The organism is Kribbella jejuensis, assembly GCF_006715085.1.
Classification (GTDB): Bacteria; Actinomycetota; Actinomycetes; order Propionibacteriales; family Kribbellaceae; genus Kribbella; species Kribbella jejuensis.
Genome location: NZ_VFMM01000002.1, coordinates 183,715 through 203,348, shown reverse-complemented (window position 1 = coordinate 203,348; position 19,634 = coordinate 183,715). Strand labels below are relative to the sequence as shown.

The 19,634-nt window shown below is 68.1% G+C and carries 19 protein-coding genes and 1 pseudogene; 11 read left to right on the top strand and 9 right to left on the bottom strand.

What is annotated here, in order from left to right:
- Positions 1-51: 51 nt before the first annotated feature.
- Positions 52-1,524 carry a serine/threonine-protein kinase gene (locus FB475_RS20855; protein WP_238332314.1) on the bottom strand — a complete coding sequence of 491 codons (1,473 nt, stop codon included), beginning with the start codon at positions 1,522-1,524 and terminating at the stop codon, positions 52-54.
- A gap of 74 nt (positions 1,525-1,598) precedes the next feature.
- Between FB475_RS20855 and FB475_RS20850 the strand changes: the two genes are divergently transcribed.
- A complete protein-coding gene (locus tag FB475_RS20850; protein WP_141858253.1) occupies positions 1,599-1,772 on the top strand; it encodes a CsbD family protein in 174 nt (57 codons plus the stop codon).
- A 96-nt stretch (positions 1,773-1,868) separates the two neighbouring features.
- Positions 1,869-2,714, top strand: a complete 846-nt coding sequence (locus FB475_RS20845) for a Rieske 2Fe-2S domain-containing protein (RefSeq protein ID WP_202878458.1) — start codon at positions 1,869-1,871, stop codon at positions 2,712-2,714.
- A gap of 59 nt (positions 2,715-2,773) precedes the next feature.
- Here FB475_RS20845 and FB475_RS20840 read toward each other — a convergent pair whose 3' ends face one another.
- Complete coding sequence (locus tag FB475_RS20840) at positions 2,774-3,130, bottom strand: ester cyclase (protein ID WP_141858252.1); 357 nt, start codon at positions 3,128-3,130, stop codon at positions 2,774-2,776.
- Positions 3,131-3,213: 83 nt separating this feature from the next.
- On the opposite strand from FB475_RS20840, the gene FB475_RS20835 reads away from it, so the two are divergent.
- Both FB475_RS20835 and FB475_RS20830 read left to right on the top strand, forming a co-directional pair.
- Positions 3,214-4,092 (top strand): SDR family oxidoreductase, encoded by an 879-nt coding sequence (locus FB475_RS20835; protein WP_141858251.1) that lies wholly within the window; start codon positions 3,214-3,216, stop codon positions 4,090-4,092.
- Between the two features lie 100 nt (positions 4,093-4,192).
- On the top strand, positions 4,193-5,236 hold the full coding sequence (locus FB475_RS20830) for an aldo/keto reductase (protein WP_141858250.1): 1,044 nt from the start codon (positions 4,193-4,195) through the stop codon (positions 5,234-5,236).
- A 28-nt stretch (positions 5,237-5,264) separates the two neighbouring features.
- Here FB475_RS20830 and FB475_RS20825 read toward each other — a convergent pair whose 3' ends face one another.
- The gene (locus FB475_RS20825; protein WP_141858249.1) at positions 5,265-5,954 is read right to left on the bottom strand and encodes a GAF and ANTAR domain-containing protein; all 690 of its coding nucleotides are present in this window, start codon (positions 5,952-5,954) and stop codon (positions 5,265-5,267) included.
- 137 nt (positions 5,955-6,091) lie between these two features.
- Complete coding sequence (locus FB475_RS20820; protein ID WP_202878457.1) at positions 6,092-6,874, bottom strand: DeoR/GlpR family DNA-binding transcription regulator; 783 nt, start codon at positions 6,872-6,874, stop codon at positions 6,092-6,094.
- Between the two features lie 165 nt (positions 6,875-7,039).
- On the opposite strand from FB475_RS20820, the gene FB475_RS20815 reads away from it, so the two are divergent.
- The 7 genes and pseudogenes from FB475_RS20815 to FB475_RS20785 all read left to right on the top strand — a co-directional run bounded on the left by FB475_RS20815 (position 7,040) and on the right by FB475_RS20785 (position 14,378).
- Entirely contained in the window at positions 7,040-8,359 is a 1,320-nt protein-coding gene (locus tag FB475_RS20815) for an ABC transporter substrate-binding protein (RefSeq protein WP_185759375.1), read from the top strand.
- On the top strand, positions 8,356-9,291 hold the full coding sequence (locus FB475_RS20810) for a carbohydrate ABC transporter permease (RefSeq protein WP_141858246.1): 936 nt from the start codon (positions 8,356-8,358) through the stop codon (positions 9,289-9,291). Before FB475_RS20815 ends, FB475_RS20810 begins: the two co-directional genes overlap by 4 nt.
- Positions 9,288-10,124, top strand: coding sequence for a carbohydrate ABC transporter permease (locus FB475_RS20805; RefSeq protein ID WP_141858245.1), 837 nt, complete (start codon positions 9,288-9,290; stop codon positions 10,122-10,124). Before FB475_RS20810 ends, FB475_RS20805 begins: the two co-directional genes overlap by 4 nt.
- Before the next feature lie 11 nt (positions 10,125-10,135).
- A complete protein-coding gene (locus FB475_RS20800; RefSeq protein ID WP_185759374.1) occupies positions 10,136-11,500 on the top strand; it encodes a family 4 glycosyl hydrolase in 1,365 nt (454 codons plus the stop codon).
- Positions 11,497-12,597, top strand: a complete 1,101-nt coding sequence (locus FB475_RS20795; RefSeq protein WP_141858243.1) for an SIS domain-containing protein — start codon at positions 11,497-11,499, stop codon at positions 12,595-12,597. The genes FB475_RS20800 and FB475_RS20795 overlap by 4 nt, the downstream gene beginning before the upstream one ends.
- Positions 12,594-13,550, top strand: coding sequence for an N-acetylglucosamine kinase (locus FB475_RS20790; RefSeq protein ID WP_202878456.1), 957 nt, complete (start codon positions 12,594-12,596; stop codon positions 13,548-13,550). Before FB475_RS20795 ends, FB475_RS20790 begins: the two co-directional genes overlap by 4 nt.
- A 10-nt stretch (positions 13,551-13,560) precedes the next feature.
- Positions 13,561-14,378 (top strand): annotated as a pseudogene (locus tag FB475_RS20785) (DeoR/GlpR family DNA-binding transcription regulator).
- Here FB475_RS20785 and FB475_RS20780 read toward each other — a convergent pair.
- Genes FB475_RS20780 through FB475_RS20760 form a run of 5 tightly spaced genes read right to left on the bottom strand, consistent with a single transcriptional unit; the run spans position 14,368 to position 19,617 of the window.
- Positions 14,368-15,201 carry a carbohydrate ABC transporter permease gene (locus tag FB475_RS20780; protein ID WP_141858242.1) on the bottom strand — a complete coding sequence of 278 codons (834 nt, stop codon included), beginning with the start codon at positions 15,199-15,201 and terminating at the stop codon, positions 14,368-14,370. The pseudogene FB475_RS20785 and the gene FB475_RS20780 overlap by 11 nt on opposite strands.
- Positions 15,194-16,147 carry a carbohydrate ABC transporter permease gene (locus FB475_RS20775; protein WP_238332312.1) on the bottom strand — a complete coding sequence of 318 codons (954 nt, stop codon included), beginning with the start codon at positions 16,145-16,147 and terminating at the stop codon, positions 15,194-15,196. The genes FB475_RS20780 and FB475_RS20775 overlap by 8 nt, the downstream gene beginning before the upstream one ends.
- A complete protein-coding gene (locus FB475_RS20770; protein WP_141858241.1) occupies positions 16,144-17,418 on the bottom strand; it encodes an ABC transporter substrate-binding protein in 1,275 nt (424 codons plus the stop codon). Before FB475_RS20770 ends, FB475_RS20775 begins: the two co-directional genes overlap by 4 nt.
- Positions 17,418-18,560, bottom strand: coding sequence for an NAD(P)/FAD-dependent oxidoreductase (locus tag FB475_RS20765; RefSeq protein ID WP_141858240.1), 1,143 nt, complete (start codon positions 18,558-18,560; stop codon positions 17,418-17,420). Before FB475_RS20765 ends, FB475_RS20770 begins: the two co-directional genes overlap by 1 nt.
- The gene (locus tag FB475_RS20760; protein WP_141858239.1) at positions 18,553-19,617 is read right to left on the bottom strand and encodes an amidohydrolase family protein; all 1,065 of its coding nucleotides are present in this window, start codon (positions 19,615-19,617) and stop codon (positions 18,553-18,555) included. The genes FB475_RS20765 and FB475_RS20760 overlap by 8 nt, the downstream gene beginning before the upstream one ends.
- Positions 19,618-19,634 lie beyond the last annotated feature (17 nt).

Below are 19,634 nucleotides of genomic sequence, written 5' to 3'. Positions count from 1 at the left end.
CTGCTGCCGGCACGAACACAGCAGCAGACCTGTTAACAGGTGACGCTGTTGCTACGGGGTCGGGGTGCTCGAAGCCGGCGGGGTGCTCGACGGGCTGGGCGAATCCGCAAGCGACGGTGATGTCGAGGTAGCTGACGGGGCGGTCGTCGACGGTGCGGTGGTCGACGGTGCGGCGCTGGTCGACGACGGAGGCGGCGTCGACGGAGTATTCGACAAGGTGGGCCCGGTAGCGGCGGCTGTCGGTGTGCTGGTGGTTGCCGGCGGTGTTTGCGGCGTACTTGCCGAAGGTGTCGCGGCAGGAGTTCCTGGGCTGACGGTGCGGGTCGTCGAGGAGCTGGTTCGGCCTGTCGTCGTTCGCGTGACGTCGCCGGTCTGGTGAGTCGGCGTCGGGCCGACCGTCGCCGCGGTTCTCTGCGGATGGACGTTCGTGCTGGGCCGTGGGCCGACGTCCCCGGTCGTCGGCAGGTCGCCGTCGACGTTGCGCAGTACGACTCCGGCGGCGACAGCGCTGCCGACAGCCAGCAGCGCAAGGACCGCGACCAGCAACGGCGTCCTGGCGGCAGACACTGGCAGCGCGGCAGACACTGGCGGCGCGGCAGGCACTGGCGGCGCGGCAGACACTGGCGGCGCGGCAGGCACTGGCGGCGCGGCAGACACTGGCGGCGCGGCAGGCAGCAGCGGTGCCGGGCGGGGTCTGTCGCGCCATTCGGACAATGCGGTGAGCTCGGCAGCCGTCGGCCGATCCTCCGGGGCCTTTGCCAGCATCTTCAGCAGCACACCCTCGAACGGGCTCGCGAGCTCAGGACGCAGCTTCCCCGGCGGGATCGGCTGTTTGTCGACGTGCTGGTACAGGATCGCGGCCGGATGATCCCCGGTGAACGGGGGATGCCCGGTCACCAGTTCGTACAGCACACATCCCAGCGCGTAGACATCGGCTTCCGGGCCGCCCGGCAGGCCTCGGGCCCGCTCTGGCGACAGGTAGTGCGGGCTGCCCAAGAGCTGGCCGGTCGCGGTGAGTCTGCTCGGCTCGGCACTGAGTAACTGGGCGATCCCGAAGTCTGCGACCTTGATGGTCCCATCCGCGGCGATCAGCAAGTTGCTGGGCTTGATGTCGCGATGAACGACGTCCTGGGCATGCGCGGCGGCGAGCCCGGCCGCGGCCTGTTCGACGATGGCGACCGCACGTTCCCACGACAGTCGGCCGTTCATGGCGAGTTCGGCGGCCACCGAGCGGCCTTGGACCAACTCCATCACCAAGTAGGAGTTGTCCTCGTGCTGGCCGAAGTCGTACACGGCGACGATGTGCGGATCGCTCAGTCGGGCGGCGGCGCAGGCTTCCCGCTGGAACCGCTCGGCCGCAGCAGCGTCGTTCGGCCGCAGCAACATCTTCACCGCCACCGGGCGCCCGAGGACCTCGTCACTGGCCCGGTGCACCTGCCCCATGCCACCACGCCCCAGAGACGCGTCCAACCGGTACCGCTGCGCGATCAGCATCCGCGCCCGGTACCCGCTGTTGGCGGCCACAACCCGATGAAGGGGTGCTTCGAAGACCACCGGATGGGCACCTGGTTGGTACGAGCGAATCGAAGGAGATTCCGATGGATACCGGTAAGAAGATGGAGAACGCCGCCGAAGCCGCCAAGGGCAAGGTCAAGGAAGCGACCGGCGACGCGACGGACAACCGTGACCTGCAGGCCGAAGGGCAGGCCGAGAAGACCAAGGCCGATCTGAAGCAGGCCGGCGAGAAGGTCAAGGACGCCTTCAAGGACTGACCGAACTCGACGTCGACACCGACGGCAGCGACCAGCCGCGCACCACCCTGCGGCTGGTCGCTCGGCCGATAGCCGGCCTAAACCGGAGGACCTGAAGTGACCGGATTACGCAAACTCGTGCAACGCCTCGAGGAGCTGACCCCCATCGATCGGGCCGGTCGGCCGACAGCGGCATTCGTTCGGCGACTAACTGCGTCCGACCCCGTCAAGAACGTGCTGTCCGGCACCTGGCTCGGCCATCAACTGCATCCGGTACTCACCGATCTGCCCATCGGGGCCTGGACGATGGCCACCGCCCTTGACCTGACCGCAGGGCGGCGAGCGGACGACGCGGCCCGCCGGCTGGTGGGTATCGGCGTACTGACCGCTGTGCCTGCCGCGGCCGCGGGAGCCTCCGACTGGTCGGAGACGTACGGCGGTGAACAACGCGTCGGAATCGTGCACGCGCTGGCGAATTCGACCGGAACGGTTCTGCAGGTCGCAGCCTGGTTCGCCCGGCGCGGAGGGCACCGGGCCACGGGTGTCGCGCTCAGCGCGACCGGCCTCGGCATCACCCTCGGTGCCGCCTACCTCGGCGGCTACCTTTCGTTCACGCGCGGTGTCGGCGTCGACCACACCGCCTTCCAGTCAGCGGTGACGGACTGGACCGATGTGGCTGCAGTTTCCGCGATCCAGGACGACAAGCCGCTGCGAGTCACGGCAGGCGACGTACCGGTCATGCTGGTGCGGCACAACGGGGAACTGCATGCCCTGTCCGCGACCTGTACGCATGCGGGCGGTCCACTCGACGAGGGCCAGCTCGTCGACGGCTGCATTCGTTGCCCATGGCACTCAAGTACTTTCCGCCTGGACGACGGGTCCGTCGTCCGCGGCCCCGCCACCGCCGACGAGCCGGCCTGGCAGCTCAAGATCGAAGGCGACCGCGTCCTGGTCCGCCGTTGAGACTTTTCGATTCGGACTCGCTGGTTCAGTAACAGAGAGTTACTTCCGACTGAGCCGGTCTACCGCGCGAGGCGGCTGTGTTCGAGGTCGCCCCAGACCTGGACGATCTTGCCGTCGCTCACGTGGTACATCGCGAGCTCCTGCAGGCTCGCCGCGCGTCCGGCGGTCGTCGTATAGGTGTCGACCAACCGCACGCTGAGCCAGTCGCCGTCGACCAGGAGTTGCTGCAGCTCCCAGTGGAAGTCCGGGTACTCCTGGACGACGTTCTGCACCCCCTCGCAGTAGCTCCGCAGCTCGCACGGCGTCCCGTTCACGTCGACCTTCGCAGCGACGAAGTCACCCAACTCGTCGAACCGGCGCTCGTTACACCGCTGCAGATAGCTCCGGTAGAACCGCTCCAGCTCTTCACGCTCCATGGACGCCCGGTACCCGGGATTGAATCGCCCTCCACCGGGCACCGGCAGAGCAGCCGATGGCCTCGAGTACAGGAAGGCACACGATGAGTAGCGATCCGACGAACAGGTACGCCGGACCGGACGAGCAGGAACCGCAGCAGCAGGAACATCCCGGGCACAGCGACGCGATGACGCCTGAGCCCGACTACGGCGAGAAGACCTACCGTGGCAGCGGAAAACTGACCGGCAAGCGGGCCTTGATCACCGGAGGCGACTCCGGCATCGGCCGTGCCGTCGCGCTCGCGTTCGCCCGTGAAGGCGCCGACGTGATGATCTCGTACCTCGATGCCGAGGAAGACGACGCTCGCGAAACCTGCCGTCTCGTCCGCGAATCCGGGACCACCGCGGCCTCGATGGCCGGCGACATCCAGTCCGAAGAGCACTGCACGCAGCTCGTCGACCAGTGCGTGCAGGAGCTCGGCGGTCTCGACATCCTGGTCAACAACGCGGCGTACCAGATGTCCCGCAAAGGCATCGCGGACATCTCCACCGAGCAGTTCGACCGGGTCCTGAAGACCAACGTGTACGCGATGTTCTGGCTCTGCAAGGCCGCGCTGCCGCACCTGTCCGAGGGCTCCGCGATCATCAACACCACCTCGATCCAGGCGTACGAACCGTCGCCGAACCTCCTCGACTACGCCACCAGCAAGGCCGCCATCCTCAACTTCACCAAAGGCCTCGCCCAGGAACTGGCCCCCAAGGGAATCCGCGTCAACGCGGTGGCCCCCGGCCCGATCTGGACGCCGCTGATCCCAGCCACCATGCCCGCCGAGAAGGTCGGTGAATTCGGCGCCGACACCCCGCTCGGCCGAGCCGGACAACCAGCCGAACTGGCCCCGATCTTCGTCTTCCTGGCCTCGGACGACTCCACTTACATCACCGGCGAACGCATCGGCGCCACCGGCGGCCGCCCCCTCCCCTGACGGGCAGCAGGCCGAGAGGCGACGTACGGCTTGACCTAGACAGCGGTCTAGCTCCTAGGGTCCGGTCCGGTATGCACCACCGACTGGACCAGGAGGCTTCATGCGCTATCGCACGCTGGGTGGGACCGGGATGGAGGTCAGCTCGCACTGCCTCGGGACGATGATGTTCGGCAGTGCGGGCAACCCCGATCACGAGGACAGCATCCGGATCATCCACGCCGCCCTGGACGCCGGGATCAACTTCGTCGACACCGCCGACATGTACTCCGCCGGTGAGTCCGAGGAGATCGTCGGGGCGGCGCTGAAAGGACGGCGCGACGACGTCATCCTCGCGACCAAAGGCCATTTCCCGCTCGACGACGACAACGTGCGGAACCGGCGCGGCAACTCGCGGCGCTGGATCACCCGCGCGGTCGAGGACAGCCTGCGGCGGCTGGACACCGACTGGATCGATCTGTACCAGGTGCACCGGCCGGACCACACCACGGACCTCGAGGAAACGCTGTGGGCGCTGAGCGATCTCGTCTCCGCCGGCAAGATCCGCGCCTTCGGATGCTCGGCCTTCCCGGCCGAGGAACTCGTCGAGGCGTACCACGTGTCGGAGCGCCGCGGCTACGGCCGGTTCCGCACCAACCAGCCGGTGTACTCGATGATCGCCCGCGGGATCGAGCGCACCATCCTGCCGGTCTGCCACCGGCTCGGGATGGGCGTCCTGACGTACAGCCCGCTGGCCTTCGGCTTCCTGTCCGGCAAGATCCGCAAGGACCAGCCGATCGACCTCAGCACCGGCCGGGCCGCCATGTTCCCGGCCCGCTTCGACCCGTCGCTACCCGGCAACGCCGCCAAGTACGACGCGGTCGAGCAGCTGCTCACGGTGGCCGAGGACCTCGGCGTCACGCTGCCCGAACTCGCGCTCGCCTTCGTGACCAGCCACCCCGCCGTCACCTCCGTCATCTCCGGCCCACGCACGATGGACCAGCTGACCGGCCTCCTCAAGGCCGCCGACCTGACCCTCGACGACAAGACCCTCGACCGCATCGACGAGATCGTGCCCCCAGGCACCGACCTCTACCAGGCAGTCTGGGCCGCCGATCCCCCCTCCCTCACCGACATAACCCAACGCCGCCACCCCTCAGACCGCTGACCCCGGCCCGAACGATGGCCGGTGCCGGTTACTGGGCCCACTGGGGGAGTTGGCGGGTGGCGACCAGTTTTCGTGCTACCTCGCCGAGTTTGGTGTTGGTTTGTTGTGAGTAGCGGCGCAGGACCGCGAAGGATTGGTCGGCGTCGAGATCGAAGCGTTCCATCAGGATGCCCTGCGCCTGGCCGATGACCGTGCGGCCGTCGACGGCCTGGTACAGGGTGTCCAGCTGCCGGGCGGAGTCCAGGGCGATCGAGGCGTGCCGGCCGAGGATCTGCCCCACGACGACGTCATCGGGATCGCTGAACCGGTTGGGGGTGTTGGCGTAGAGGTTCAGCGCCCCGACCTTGGATTCGTCGGTGGCCAATCGGATGCTGAGCACGCTGCCGATCCCGAGTTCGCTGACTTCGGCACACCAGCGGGGCCAGCGCGGCTCGGACCGGGTGTCCGGGATCAGGAACGTCGCACCGACCTCGATCGCCGACAGGCACGGTCCCTCACCGAGTTCCAGCTGCAGCTGGTCGGCGCGGTCGGCGATGGGTCCGGTGGTGGCGGCGATCTCCACACGCTGCCGGCCGTACACCAGCATGACCCCGGCGTGGTCGGCGCCGACCATGGCCGGGGCAATGTCAGCGACTGCCTGCACCGTGGCATCGGTGTCCGGCTGCGTGTGCAGCGCCAGCGCGATCTGTGTGATTGCCTCGACGGCAGATCCGTCCATCGGCCCCTCCTCTGTGAAAGCCGGCGGGAGCCGGTGTTGCTCCCATGATGCACCGCGAATCCCCCGATTCAGACTTCCGGCCCCCGAGCACACGCTTGTCGAGCGTTGTGTGTCGGTCCGATCACCAACAGTGCAAGTCAGGCATCGCTCGGTAAGCCGACGGTCGTCACGCGGACGCCCGCGCGCCGGAAGGCTTCGATCTGGTCGGGGTGTGCGCCGCGGTCGGTGACGATGTCGGAGACGCCGGAGAGCAGGCTGATCCGGGCGAAGGTCACCCGGCCGATCTTGGAGCTGTCGGCAATCACCACGCTGCGCGCGGCCCGGCGCAGGAAGGCGAGATCGGTCTGCGCCTCCATCTCGTCGTACGCCGTGCAGCCCTCCTCCGGTGTCAGGCCGTCGACGCCGATGAAGGCGATGTCCAAGTGGTAGTTGGCGAGCATCGCCTCCGCGGCCGGCCCGACCAGCTCGTACGTCGACCGCGCGACACCGCCGACCAGAACGAGGCGGATCCCGGAGTGGCCGACCAGCTCGGAGGCGATGTTGATCGCGTTCGTGACGACTGTGATCCCGCGACGCTGGGCCAGTGCACGGGACAACTCGAGCGCCGTGGTACCGCCGGTCATGCCGACGACCGCACCGTCTTCGACCAGCGCCGCGGCGGCGCGGCCGATGCTGCGTTTCTCCAGATGCCGGATCGCTGCCTTCACCCGGGTCGGCTTCTCGTCACCGGATTCGCTCGACAGGGCACCGCCGTGGGTGCGGACGAGCAACTGGTTGCGGCTCAGCGTCTGGAGATCGCGGCGAATGGTGGCACCCGAGACGCCGAGCTCCACGGCCAGGGCGCGAACGTCCACAGTGCCGTGCCGGCCGACTCGATCGAGGATCTCGCTCCACCGCTCCGCCTTGCGCACAGCTCGCACCCTACAAGCATGGAACAAGGTGCGCATCAAGTGCGCACTCGCTCAAGTTTTTGCGCATGTATACAAAATCCTTGACCGTTAGTTTTCTTTCGAACTACCTTCGCCACACATTCGCGCATGGAGCAATGCGCAGCTGCGCAACCTCGCAACCCCTTGGAGCCACCCATGCTGAGGAGCACCAAACTGCTGGCAGGCATCGCGAGCCTGACCCTCGTCGTCGCCGGCTGCGGCGGTTCGGGAAACAAGCAGAGCAGCGGCGGATCGACGCAGACCAGCGGCGTCACGATCACCGTCGCGCTCGCCTCGGACGCCCCGCCGAAGGCGGCGATGGACGCCTTCACCAAGCAGACCGGGATCACCGTCAACTGGGTGAACCTCGACTGGGACAGCCTGCAGAACAAGATCTCCGCGGCAGCCACCGCGAAGACGTACTTCGCCGACGCCACCAACGTCGACTGGTCCCGGGTCGGGCAGCTGGGCAAGCTCGGCTGGTTCTACCCGGTGGATTCCTACCTCGACACCAAGTCGATGCAGGCCGACGTCCCGCAGCTGGCGTCGTTCACGGTCGACGGGCACGTCGTCGGCCTCCCGTACGACGCGTCCTTCATGGTCACCACGGTGAACACCGAGATGTTCCGCAAGGCCGGTGTGAACCCGGCGCCGAAGACCATCGACGAGTACACCGCCGCGCTGAGAACGATCAAGGCCAAGGGCATCGCCCAGTACCCGCTGAACATCCCGTTCGCCGCGGCGGAAGGGCTCTCGACGTACTGGTACGAGACCACCGGCGCCTTCGGCGGGACCGTGCTCGACAAGTCCGGCAAGCCGCAGTTCACCAGTCCGGACTCGGCCGGTTACAAGGCCGCCGACTGGATGATCAAGGCGCTGAAGACCGGCCTGGTGCCGCCGGGCAACATCAATGTCACCGACTCGCAGGGCATGCAGAACCTGATGGCGCGCGGCCAGGTCGCGAGCACGTTCTCCGACTACTCCGGCAACGTCGGCACGCTGTACAACATCAAGAAGTCGTCCTCGGTGGTCGGCCAGGTGAAGTACATCCCCACCCCGGGCGCCGCGGGTCCGGCCGCGAACCTCAGCAACCCCGACGGGATCGGCATCCCGAAGCAGGCCAAGTACCCGAACGCCGCCGCGAAGTTCATCGAGTGGTTCACCGCGACCCAGCAGCAGGCCGACTTCGCCGGCGTGAACGGCCCGGAGAAGACGTTCGCGACGTACCCGATCCCGTCCCACCTGTCAGCGGTCAAGCAGATGACCGCCAAGGGCAACCTGATCGGCGGCGCCGAGCTGGTGCCGATGCTGCAGGGTTCCAAGCCGGTCTTCGACGGCGGTGCCCCGTCCTGGTACCCGAAGTTCTCGAACGCGGTCTACACCAACCTGCACGCCGCGGCCACCGGCTCGATGTCGGTCGAGCAGGCGATCAAGACGATCGGTGACACCGCCGACCAGCTGGCGTCCGGGTCGTGACGGTGACCACCACGGCCGAGGTCAGCACCACGGGACCGGCCCGAGGCCTCAAGCCGGTACGCCGGTCCCGCGTCGATCTCCTGCCTTACCTGCTGGTCGCGCCGGTGATGATCTTCATCGCCTGCCTGGCCCTGGTCCCGGCGGTCTTCACGATCGTGCAGTCGTTCTACAAGGTCGACCCGCTGGACCCACCCACCCGGTTCGACGGGCTGGGCAACTTCGTCCGGCTCGCCAGGGACCATGCCGTCGTCGGTAGTCTCGGGAACACCGCGCTGTACGTCGTGATCGGCGTGACACTGTCCACGCTGATCGGGATCGGGGCCGCAGTCGTCCTGCAGCGGCCGTTCCGCGGCCGCAGCCTGGTGATCGCGATCCTGATCCTGCCGTGGGCGATGCCCGGCGTGGTCGAGGGCATCCTGTGGAGCGGGATCTTCGACCCGAACGCGGGCCTGATCAACAGCGTGCTGTCGTCGCTGCACCTCGGCGAGGGCAACGCCGTACTGCTCGGCCAGAACCGGTTCCTCACCATCGCGCTGATCGAGCTCGTCCAGGTCTGGCAGATCGCGCCGCTGTCGGTGCTGCTGATCCTGGCGGTCCTGCAGCTGATCCCGAGCGACCTCTACGAGGCCGCCCAGATCGACGGCTGTACGTCGTGGGGCGCGTTCCGGCGGATCACGCTGCCGCTGGCCCGGCCGGGGATCGCGGTCACCATGGTGCAGGCGGTGATCGCGACCCTGAACGTCTTCGACCAGCCCTACGTACTGAACGGGGCCGCGAGCACCGGATCGTCGGTCACCATGCAGACGTACTTCATCAGCTTCCAGGATCTCGACTTCGGCAAGGGTTATGCCCTGTCGCTGCTGATCACCATCGTCACGCTGCTCGTCTCGCTGGTGGTCGTCCGCCTCGTCTACCGGAGGGTCGAACTGTGACCAAGCGGCGCAACGGCGTCCGCGGCATCGGGATCGCACTGCTGCTGATCTGGTCCCTCGGGCCGGTCTACTGGGCGCTCAAGACCAGCCTGCAGACCGAAACCGACGCCCGCGCGCGGCCCGCGCACTACCTGCCGACCAACGCCACCTTGCAGAACTACGGCACGCTGCTGTCCGGCGACAGCGACATCCCGAGCCAGATCCGGCGGTCGGCGGTCAACATCGTCGTCGAGTGCGGCGCGGCGACGATCGTGACGGTGGTGCTGGCGACACTCGCGGCGTACGCCTTCGCCCGGATGCGGTTCCGTGGGCGGAACGTGCTGTTCTACGCGGTACTGGCCACGATGGCGTTCCCGGCGTACACGACGCTGATCCCGCTGTACCGGATCATGAGCGACTTCAGCCTGGTGAACACCTACACCGGCATCGTGCTGGTCTACGTCTCCGGATTCTTGCCATTGGCAACGTGGATCCTGCACAACTACTTCGCCAGTCTGCCGGACGGGATCGAGGAGGCCGGACTGGTCGACGGCGCCCGCCGGCTCCAGGTGTTGTGGCACCTGCTGCTGCCGTTGGCCAGGCCGGGCATCATCTCGACCGCGCTGATCACGTTCCTGTTCGCCTGGGGCCAGTTCCTGTTCCCGCTGGTGCTGTCCAGCGACCTGTCCACCCAGCCGCTGACCGTCGTGATCGCCGCGCTGCAAGGCCGGCACGTGGTCCCGTCCACGCTGCTGAATGCCGCGGGGATTCTCGCGATCATCGTCCCGGCCGCGCTGGCGCTGGCCTTCAACCGCTACATCGTCAACGGCCTGCTGGCCGGAAGTACCAAGTGAAGGGGAGCTTCGTGAGCGACAACTCCATCGTCCTGATCGGCGCCGGCAGCACGGTCTTCACTCCGGGCCTGATGACCGACCTCGCGGCCTCGCGGACGTTCGACGGCTGGACGGTCCACCTGGTCGACCTCAACGGTGAGGCCGCCGAGACCATGGCCAAGGTCGGACGCCGGATCGCGGCCGAGCGCGGCGCCGACCTCGAGTTCGTCCCGCACGTCGACCGTCGTGAGGCGCTGCCGCACGCGCGGTTCGTGACGACCACGATCGCGGTCGGCGCCGCGGCCGGCTGGCGCGCCGACGTCGAGGTGCCGGCGAAGTACGGCATCGCTCAGACCGTCGGCGACAGCGTCGGACCAGGCGGCGTACTGCGCGCACTGCGGCACGTGCCCGAGCTCGTGGCGATCGCCGATGACGTGGCCGACCTCGCGCCGCAGGCCCAGCTGATCAACTACTCCAACCCGCTCACCGCCAACGTCCGCGCGATCACGGCCGAAACCGGCCTCGACGCGGTCGGCCTGTGCCACGGCACCATGCACACCCTGTCCAAGCTGACCGCCGACCTGGGCTACAACCACGGCGACCTCAGCGCGATCTTCGCCGGTCTGAACCATCTCTGCTGGTTGCTCGACCTCCGCCACGGCGCCGAGGACGTGTACCCGGCCCTGCGCAAGCTCGTCGAGGAGCGGGCCGGTGGCGTCGACGCTCCGTCGACCGGTGAGGAAGGCGTCCACCTTGCGGTTTCGGCAGATCTGATGCGTACCTTCGGCCGCTATCCCGCACCGGGCGACCGGCACGTCGCCGAGTTCTTCGCGGGGTATCTGCGGGCCGCCGACGGCAGCCCGGCCGACGAGACCGACCTGCCCTGGGGCCTGCAGGGTGGCCGCGACGCCACCATGCGGTACATCGGTCAGAAGGACGCCCTCTGGGAGCAACTGCACGCCCAGGCCGACGGCAAGGCGCCACTCCCCCGGACCGACAACCAGGAAGCCGAGCGGCTGGTCGGGATCGCCGAAGCGATCGTCACCGGCAAGGACCACGTCGAGCTCGCGGTCAACCTGCCGAACGAGGGCAAGATCCCGAACCTCCCGCCCACGGCCGTGGTCGAGGTACCCGCCGTCGTCGGTGCCGCAGGCATCATCGGCCTCGGCGTCGGACCGCTGCCCGACGGCATCGCCGCGGTCCTGTCCGCGCGCGCTCAGCAGCAGGAGATCACCGTCCGGGCGGCGCTGACCGGCGATCGCTCGCTCGCCCTGCAGGCACTGGTTCTCGACCCGCTCGTCAACGGCCTGACTGTTGCCACCAGCATCCTCGACGACGCGATCGAGGCGCACGGCCCACTGCTCGACCGGTTCGCGGCGGCGGAGGTACCGGCATGACCGACACCTGTCAGGAAGTTCGCCAGCAGCCTGCTGTCTGGCGCGAAACGGCCGCGATGCTGGCGTCCAGATCGACGTCGATCAAGGAGTTCCTCGAGCCGATCCTGGCCGCGCCGGACCTGCGGATCGTGCTGACCGGCGCAGGTACGTCGGCGTTCGCCGGCCAGATCCTTGCACCGGCGCTGTCGAGAAGCCTGCGCCGCCGGGTCGAGGCGATCGCCACCACCGACATCGTGTCGAACCCGCAGGAGATCTTCGCCGAAGACGTACCGACGCTGCTGGTCTCGTTCGCCCGGTCCGGCGACAGCCCGGAGAGCGTCGCCGCCACCGAGCTCGCGGCAAGCTGCCTGCGGTCGGTACACCAACTCGTCATCACCTGCAATGCGGACGGCCACCTGGCGCGGACCCATTCCGGCGACCCGTCCGCGCTCGTACTGTTGATGCCTCCGGCAACCAATGACCGCGGGTTCGCGATGACGTCCAGCTTCACCTCGATGCTGCTGACCGCCTGGTTGGTGCTGGCCCCCGATCAGGACCTGCAGCTGGCCGACCAGCTCGCCGACGCGGCCGAACGTGTCCTCGCCCGGGCGGATGAGCTGACGCCGTACGCCGAGCGCGGATACGAGCGGATCGTCTACCTCGGCAGCGGTCCGTTGGGCGGTCTCGCCCGGGAGTCGGCGCTGAAACTCCTCGAGCTGACCGCCGGGGAGATCGTCAGCTACTACGACACTCCGCTCGGCTTCCGGCACGGCCCGAAGGCGGTGCTCGAGGAGCGCACGCTCGCCGTCGTCTACCTGTCCAACGATCCCTACACCCGGCAGTACGACCAGGACATCGCGACCGAGCTGGATGCCGCGATCGGCGCGGACAACGTCCTGGTCGTCGACGCCCAACCGAGCGACCGGGACAGCATCCTGCAGGTCGAGGGCGTGGCCGACGTGAACGACGCGCCGCTCGCCCTGCCGTACGTCGTGATCGCCCAACTGCTCGCGCTGCGCTTCTCGGTGGCGCTCGGCCGGACGCCCGACAATCCCTTCCCCGACGGCGAGGTGAACCGCGTCGTCCAGGGCGTGACCATCCACCCGCTGCAGCCGTGAGCATCTACCTGGGAGTCGACGGCGGCGGCTCGGGTACGGCGTTGTGCCTGGTCGGCAGTTCTGGTGAGGTGCTGGCCGAGACGAAGGCTCCGAGCTGCTACTACCTCGATGCCGCCTCCGACGAAGGCGTCACGCTGGTCGAACGCGCGTTGACAGCGGCGATCAACGAGATCACGGCGCTGGCAGGAATCCGGCCTGCCGACATCACCTTCGCCTTCCTCGGACTTCCGGCGTACGGCGAGGTCGCCGCCGACGTACCGGTGCTGGACGCCATCCCGCGCGCCGTGCTGGGACACGATCGGTACCGCTGTGACAACGACATGGTCTGCGGTTGGGCGGGCTCGCTCGGCCTTGCCGACGGTATCAACGTGATCAGCGGGACCGGGTCGATGACGTACGGCCGGCTGGGCGACCTCGGCGTTCGCGTCGGTGGGTGGGGTGAGCTGTTCGGTGACGAAGGTTCGGGCTACTGGATCGGGGTGCGTGGACTGCAGGCGTTCGCGCAGATGAGCGACGGACGGCTGCCGCCCGGCCCGTTGCTCGACGTACTGCGAGCGCACCTCGGACTCGCGTCGGATCTCGACCTGATCGACGTCGTACTGAACCGGTGGCGCCAGAGCCGGCGCGAGGTGGCCGCGCTGTCGCGGGTCGTCGTACAGGCGGCCCAACTCGGCGACACCGCGGCGTTGCAGATCGTCGACGATGCGGCCTCGGAGCTCGTCCGGTTGGTGGAGACGACGTGCAAGCGTCTCGGTTTCGCGGGCCTGGTGCCGGTGTCGTACTCGGGCGGCGTGCTGACGGCACCCGAGGTCCTGAAGGCGTTCACCGCGCGGCTCCCGACCGCCTACGAGCTCCGCGAACCGCAGTACACCCCGGTGATCGGAGCAGCCCTCTATGCCGCAGCCCTGGTCGGTGAACCACTGAGCCAAGACGCCAGGAGACGACTCCAGTGAGGTGATCACCATGAGTTCGCCAGCTCCGCCGGCGGTGCACTCCTGGCACCCGTCGCCCCGCCGCTCGCAGCGGCTGGTGGAGATCCTCGACCTGTTGAGTGAACGCGGTCTGATGTCGGTCGAGTGTCTGTGCCGCGAGCTTCGCGTGTCGCCGGCGACACTGCGCCGCGACATGATCCACCTCGAGGAGCAGGGCCTGATCTGCCGGACCCACGGTGGCGCCCGGCCCGCGACCGGCCCTGAACTTCCGGTCCGGCTCCGCGACACCAAGCAGCCGCACATCAAGCACGCCATCGGTGTCGCGGCCGCTGCGCTGCTGCCGTCCAACCGGCCGCTGGCGGTGGCGATCGGCGGCGGCTCGACCGCCGCCGAGGTGGCCCGCGAGCTCGGCGGGCGCCGGCGGCTGACGATCGTGACGAACGCGCTGACGACCGCGGCCGCGGTGGCCGCGCGGCCGAACCTGCAGGTGATCATGACCGGCGGTGTGATCCGGGCGACTCGTTCGAGCTCGTCGGCAGCCTGGCCGAGAGCGCGTTCAACGGGATCAGCGTCCACCTGGCGATCCTGGGCGCGGACGGGGTGAGCGTCGGGTACGGCGTGACGACTCACGACCCGACCGAGGCGCGGACCAACCACGCGATGGTCTCGCACGCGCACCGGCTGATGGTGGTCGCCGACGGCTCGAAGATCGGCCGGGCGACCGTCGCGAAGGTCGCCGACGCATCGGCCATCGACGTACTGGTGACCGATGCGTCGGCGGACGCCGCCGAGCTGGCCGGGCTGAAGGCGCTCGGGGTGACCGTGCACCTGGCCCGGATCAGCCCTTGACGCCGGAGAACGCGATCCCGCTCATCAACTGCCGCTGGAAGACGACGAACACCACGATCACCGGCAGGCTCGCGACCAGCGAGCCGGCCATCAGCACCGGGAAGTTCGTCGTGTACTGACCCTGCAGGCTGGCCAGGCCGGCCGATACCGGCATTTGCCGCGGTTCCGAGTTCACCACCAGCGGCCAGAGCAGGTCGTTCCAGGACCAGATCACGACGAGCACGCCGAGCGCGATCATGCCGGGCGCCGCCATCGGCAGCATGATCCGCCAGAAGATCTGCCCGATGTTCGCCCCGTCGATCCGCGCCGCCTCCTCGATCTCCAGCGGCAGTTGGCGGAAGAACTGCCGCAGCAGAAAGGTGCCGAAGGCACTGAACATGCCGGGCAGGAACAACGCCACCAGCGTGTTCAGCAGCCCGAGCCGCTGCATGATCTGGTACTGCGGCAGCAGGAACACCTGGTACGGAACCATCGTCACCGACAGGAAGACCGCGAACAGCACGCCCTGGCCGCGGAACCGCATCCGCGCGAACGCGAAACCGGCCAGCGCGCTGAACAACACCTGCCCGACGGTCCGCGCGATCGTCATCGCGGTGGTATTCAGCAGCTCTCGGCCGAACGGCAGGGCACCGAAGACGGTCGACAGGTTCGACCACTGCAGCGAGTGCGGGACGAACGTCGGCGGCACGCTGACCGACTCACCGAAGGTCTGCAACGAGGTCGAGAGCTGCCACAGGAACGGTCCGACCATGAAGATCGCGCCGACGCACAGCACCAGGTGTGCGATCGGGTGCCTGACGCGCCGTTTGGACGACTCAGCCATAGTGCACCCACCTCCGCTGCAGCCGGAACTGTGCCGCGGTCAGGATCAGCGTTGCGAGCAGCAGCAGGACGCCGACGGCGGCCGCGTAACCGCCGTCGTGCTCGGCGAACCCACGTTGGTAGAAGAGGTAGACCAGCGTCTCGGTCCTGGTGATCGCCGGACTCGTCTGGCCCACCATCAGGTACACCAGATCGAAGGCCTGCAGCGAGTTGATCACCGTGATCACCGTGACGAAGAAGATCGACGGCGTCAGCAGCGGGACCGTGATGTGGAAGAACTGCGACACCCGGCCTGCGCCGTCCAGCTCCGCCGCCTCGTAATAGTCGAGCGGGATGCCGTGGATGCCCGACAGGAAGATCACCATGTTGTAGCCGATCGAGCCCCAGACGCCGACGATGCTGATCGCGAAGATCGCCGTCGCCGGGTCCGACAGCCAGTGCGGCCCGTCGACGCCGACCTTCGAGAGCAGCCAGTTGATCAGCCCGTAGTCGCCGTTGAACAAGTACTTCCAGGTCAGCGCGACGGCCGCCGGCAAGGTGACCACGGGCAGGAAGTACAGCGTCCGGTAGATCGTGACGCCGCGCATCCCGGGCAGACTCATCAACGCCGCGACGACGATCGACAGCGGTACGGCGAGCATGGAGATCGCGCTGATGATCGCCGTGTTGACGATCGCGTGGAAGACGTCGGAGTCGGCGATCAGGGTCCGGTAGTTCTCCAGCCCGGACCAGACGTGTCCGCCGAAGGCGCCCCAACTCGTGAACGAGTAGTAGATCGTCTGGAACGTCGGCCAGATCTCGAAGATCGCCAGCCCGGCCGCGGCCGGGAGCAGCAGAAGCGCTGCCCACCAGCCGCTGTCCTGCGTCGGCGGCCGCGGTCGCCGGCGACGGACCATCTCCTCGGCGACCGGCTCGGCCGGAGCAGTCGCCGTACCTGAACTGGTCACTTCTTTTCCTTCGCGAGCGCCTGGTTCATCGTTTCGGCGACGCGCTTGGACACCTCGGCAACTGGAGCCTTGCCGGTCCACGCGTCAGCGAACTGCTTCGTCGCGGCATCGCGCCAGGCGGCGGTGTCGGTGGACGCCGGGAACGGTTGCGCGTACTTCAGTTGGTCCACGAAGACCTGCAGGTGGAACTCCGAAATCGCCTTGGCGTACGCGTCCGCGTGGCCCTGGTACGCGGGGATGACTGTGCCTGTCTTCGCCTGGATCTCGGCGGCGCGGTCCGACCCGAGGAACTGCAGGAACTCCCATGCCTGGTCAGGGTGCTTCGTCTTTGCGGACATGCTGTTCGCGAGGCCGTTGCTGTAGTAGTTCCGGTTCCCGTCCGGACCGGCCGGCAGCGGCGCGACGTCGATGTTCGCCTTGCCGTACGGTACGGCGGCGATCTCCTCGGGCTCCCACGAACCGCAGTACCGCATCGCGACCTTGCCGGACGTCAGCATCGCCAGCGGGTCGGTGTCGGTGGTCTGCTGCAGCGACGGCGAGACGTGGTACTTCGTGATCATGTCGGTCCAGAACTGGATGCCCTTGATCGTTGCCTCCTGGTCGTACCCAGAGGTCGTGCCGTCGGGCGAGATCACCTGTCCGCCGGCCTGGGGCACGGTCAGGTACCAGCTCAGCTCGTCCGCCTCGGGCGCGACGAAACCGTAGACGCCCTTCTGCTTGTTGGTCAGCTTCTGGGCGGCGGAGACGACATCGTTCCAGGTCCAGGAGTCGTCCGGTCGCTTCACCTTCGCCGCGTCGAAGAGCGACTTGTTGTAGCAGAGGCCGAAGCCGTTGACATCCTTCGGAATGCCGTACACCTTGCCATTGATCGTGTACGCCTTGGTGACCGCCGGGACGTAGGCGCTCATGTCCAGCTTGGACTTCTTGATTTGGTCGTCGAGCGCGGCGGTCCCGCCGCCGGTGGCGTAGTACTTCGCGTACACCATCGTCATCCAGAACAGGTCCGGCCCGGTGCCCGAGGTGATACTGGTCTGCAGCTTCGTCCAGTAGCTCTCCCAGGGCGTCACCTGAACCTGTACGTCGATCTTCGGGTGCTGGGCGTGGAACTCCTTGATGATCTGCTTCATCGCGGCGGCCTGGGCCTGGTCCCAGATCGCGTAGGTGAGGGTGACCGGCTGGTCATCGCCTGCCTTCGAGTTCGAGGAGCAGGCCGCGACCGCAAGCAAAGGTGCCATGAGCAACAAACTGGTCCAGCGTCGTACGGATTTCATCAGGACTCCTTCGGGAGGGGACGACCTGGGTTGAGGAAGTCGAGGCGCTCGGGCAGCGGGTCGCCGAGCGCGTGCTGAGCCGCGAGCTCACCGAGCAGCGGGCCGAGGGTCAGACCCCAGGCACCGAGGCCGGTCGCGACGTGGACCCCGGGAGCCACCGCGCCGACCAGCGGCAGACCGTCGCCGCTCGCGGGTCTGAGGCCGACACGGGTCTCGAGCACCGTCGCCGCGGACAGGCCCGGAGCCATCTCGAGCGCCGTCTTCAGTACGGCGTGCTGACCGCCGGCGGTGACCCGCGCGTCGAATCCGACGTCCTCGTGCGTCGCCCCCGCGACGATGCGGTCGTCGAACCCGAGCAGGTAGCCGCCGCCCGGGCTGTTCACCACCGGGCGCATCCCGGTCTGCTGACCGTCGAGCCGCAGGTGCACGAGCTGGCCGCGGATCGGTCGTACCGCGACCTGGACGCCGTACGGTGCGAGATCGGCCGCAGTCCAAGCCCCGGTGGCGAAGAGAACTGCGTCAGCTGTCAGGACGCGATGACCGACCCGGACCTCGTGAGTTGCCCCGAGGGTTCCGGCGCCTGGGATCAGTTCGAGCGCTGCCGACTTGTCGGCCGCTGCTCGCCGCCGGGCGGCGGTCAGCAGGCGGTCGTGCAGCTTGGATCCGACCACCCGTCCGACCTCGGTGATGAAGATTCCGTGCAGCTCCGGGTTCAGTTCGGGCCAGTAGCCGCGAACGTCGTCGACGACCTCGACCGGCTTGGTGACACCGTGGGCTCGCCGGCCTTCCGCGGTCGACAACCGGTCGACGACCGGTTGGAGAGCTGCCGGATCGTCAGCGACCACCAGCTCGCCGACCTGCTCGTACGTCGCTGAGCCGGCTCCGGCGGGGTCTACGGCGTCGAGCTCGGCAAGCAGGCTTTCGTAGTACCCGACGCACTCGGTGATGAGCGCGGTCCACGCCGGCCGTTGTTCGCCGCGGTCGAGCGCGACCGGCGACACGATGCCGGCGCCCGCGTCGGTCGCCCGGCCGGCGAGTCCGGCGTCGACGAGCGCGACCCGGCCGCCTTTGCGGACGCCGGCCAGTGCGGCGCTCGCGCCGACGATGCCGCCGCCGATGACGATCAGGTCGAAGTCAGCCATCGCTCGTCCCCGCCGCGAGGGCCGGAATGAACGCGCGGGCGTTGTCTCCCTCGACCCGAGCGGCGAGTTCGTCCGGCAGGCCGAGCCCGGAGATCGTCCAGCGGCCGGTCGGTGGCGGCTCTTCGGACGAGTACGGGAATGCCTCGTCGGAGCTCTGCAGGAAACGCAGGTAGAGCTCGTAGTCGGCGGTCTCGGGCGGAGCACAGTCCGTGCCGAGCAGGACCCGGTCGGGGTGGTGCTCGATCAACGCCCGGGTACGTCGTGGTTGCCGGCCGAGCTCCGCGATCCGCGCGGCGAGGTCGACGCGATAGTTCGGGTAGCGGTCGAGCATCTGCTCCACCCAGTCGAGATTCTCGGCGAGGCAGCCGACATGCGCGCCGATGAACCGCACCTGCGGGTGGTTGGCGACGACCGCCTCCAGCGCGTCCATCAGACGTTGCAGCGGCGGGAACTCCGGACCGTAGAAGTGCCAGTCGGGATGCCGGAGGAGCTCCTCCACTCGTTCGTTGCGGTTGTCCAGCGGCTGGAAGAACGCGACCGGGTCGGCGGTGTGGATCAACGCCGGCACGCCCGTCTCGGCGAGCGCGTCCCACAACGGCTCCAGCCGCTCGTCGTCCAGGAAGATCAGCTGATCCCGCTCGTCCCGGATCCGCAGCCCGATGTCCTTCCAGAGCTTGAGGCCGGCAGCGCCCCGCCGTACCGAATCGGTCAGCGAAGCACCCATCCGGTCCCCCCAGCCAGGGGTCTTGGTGTCGCTCCAGTCCAGCCGGGCGAACGTGACGAACCGTCCGGGGAAGGCGCGGTCGTAGCGATCGAGGTTGGCCTCGAGTTCGCCGGTCCATTCGCCATCGAGATTGACAATCGCCGCCACCTTGGCGGCATCCATCAGGGCGACCAGCGCCTCCACGTCAGGCGCCCGCCAGACACCGGTCAGCCGGCGCCCGAGATGGTTGTGCACATCGACGACCGGCGCGGCCGGCTCGGTCACCCGCGTGGTCCGTGCCGTCATCATCGACACCGGCCTGAAGTCACGCAGCCGGAGATCAGCAAGCGTCATACGTCCCTCGATTCACA

Coding starts and splice junctions, on each gene's coding strand:
- FB475_RS20840 (WP_141858252.1), bottom strand. CDS start 3,130: ATGGAGCGTGAAGAGCTGGAGCGGTTCTACCGGAGCTATCTGCAGCGG.
- FB475_RS20825 (WP_141858249.1), bottom strand. CDS start 5,954: ATGGACGGATCTGCCGTCGAGGCAATCACACAGATCGCGCTGGCGCTG.
- FB475_RS20770 (WP_141858241.1), bottom strand. CDS start 17,418: ATGAAATCCGTACGACGCTGGACCAGTTTGTTGCTCATGGCACCTTTG.
- FB475_RS20795 (WP_141858243.1), top strand. CDS start 11,497: ATGACCGACACCTGTCAGGAAGTTCGCCAGCAGCCTGCTGTCTGGCGC.
- FB475_RS20760 (WP_141858239.1), bottom strand. CDS start 19,617: ATGACGCTTGCTGATCTCCGGCTGCGTGACTTCAGGCCGGTGTCGATG.
- FB475_RS20850 (WP_141858253.1), top strand. CDS start 1,599: ATGGATACCGGTAAGAAGATGGAGAACGCCGCCGAAGCCGCCAAGGGC.
- FB475_RS20815 (WP_185759375.1), top strand. CDS start 7,040: ATGCTGAGGAGCACCAAACTGCTGGCAGGCATCGCGAGCCTGACCCTC.
- FB475_RS20830 (WP_141858250.1), top strand. CDS start 4,193: ATGCGCTATCGCACGCTGGGTGGGACCGGGATGGAGGTCAGCTCGCAC.
- FB475_RS20780 (WP_141858242.1), bottom strand. CDS start 15,201: ATGGCTGAGTCGTCCAAACGGCGCGTCAGGCACCCGATCGCACACCTG.
- FB475_RS20765 (WP_141858240.1), bottom strand. CDS start 18,560: ATGGCTGACTTCGACCTGATCGTCATCGGCGGCGGCATCGTCGGCGCG.
- FB475_RS20835 (WP_141858251.1), top strand. CDS start 3,214: ATGAGTAGCGATCCGACGAACAGGTACGCCGGACCGGACGAGCAGGAA.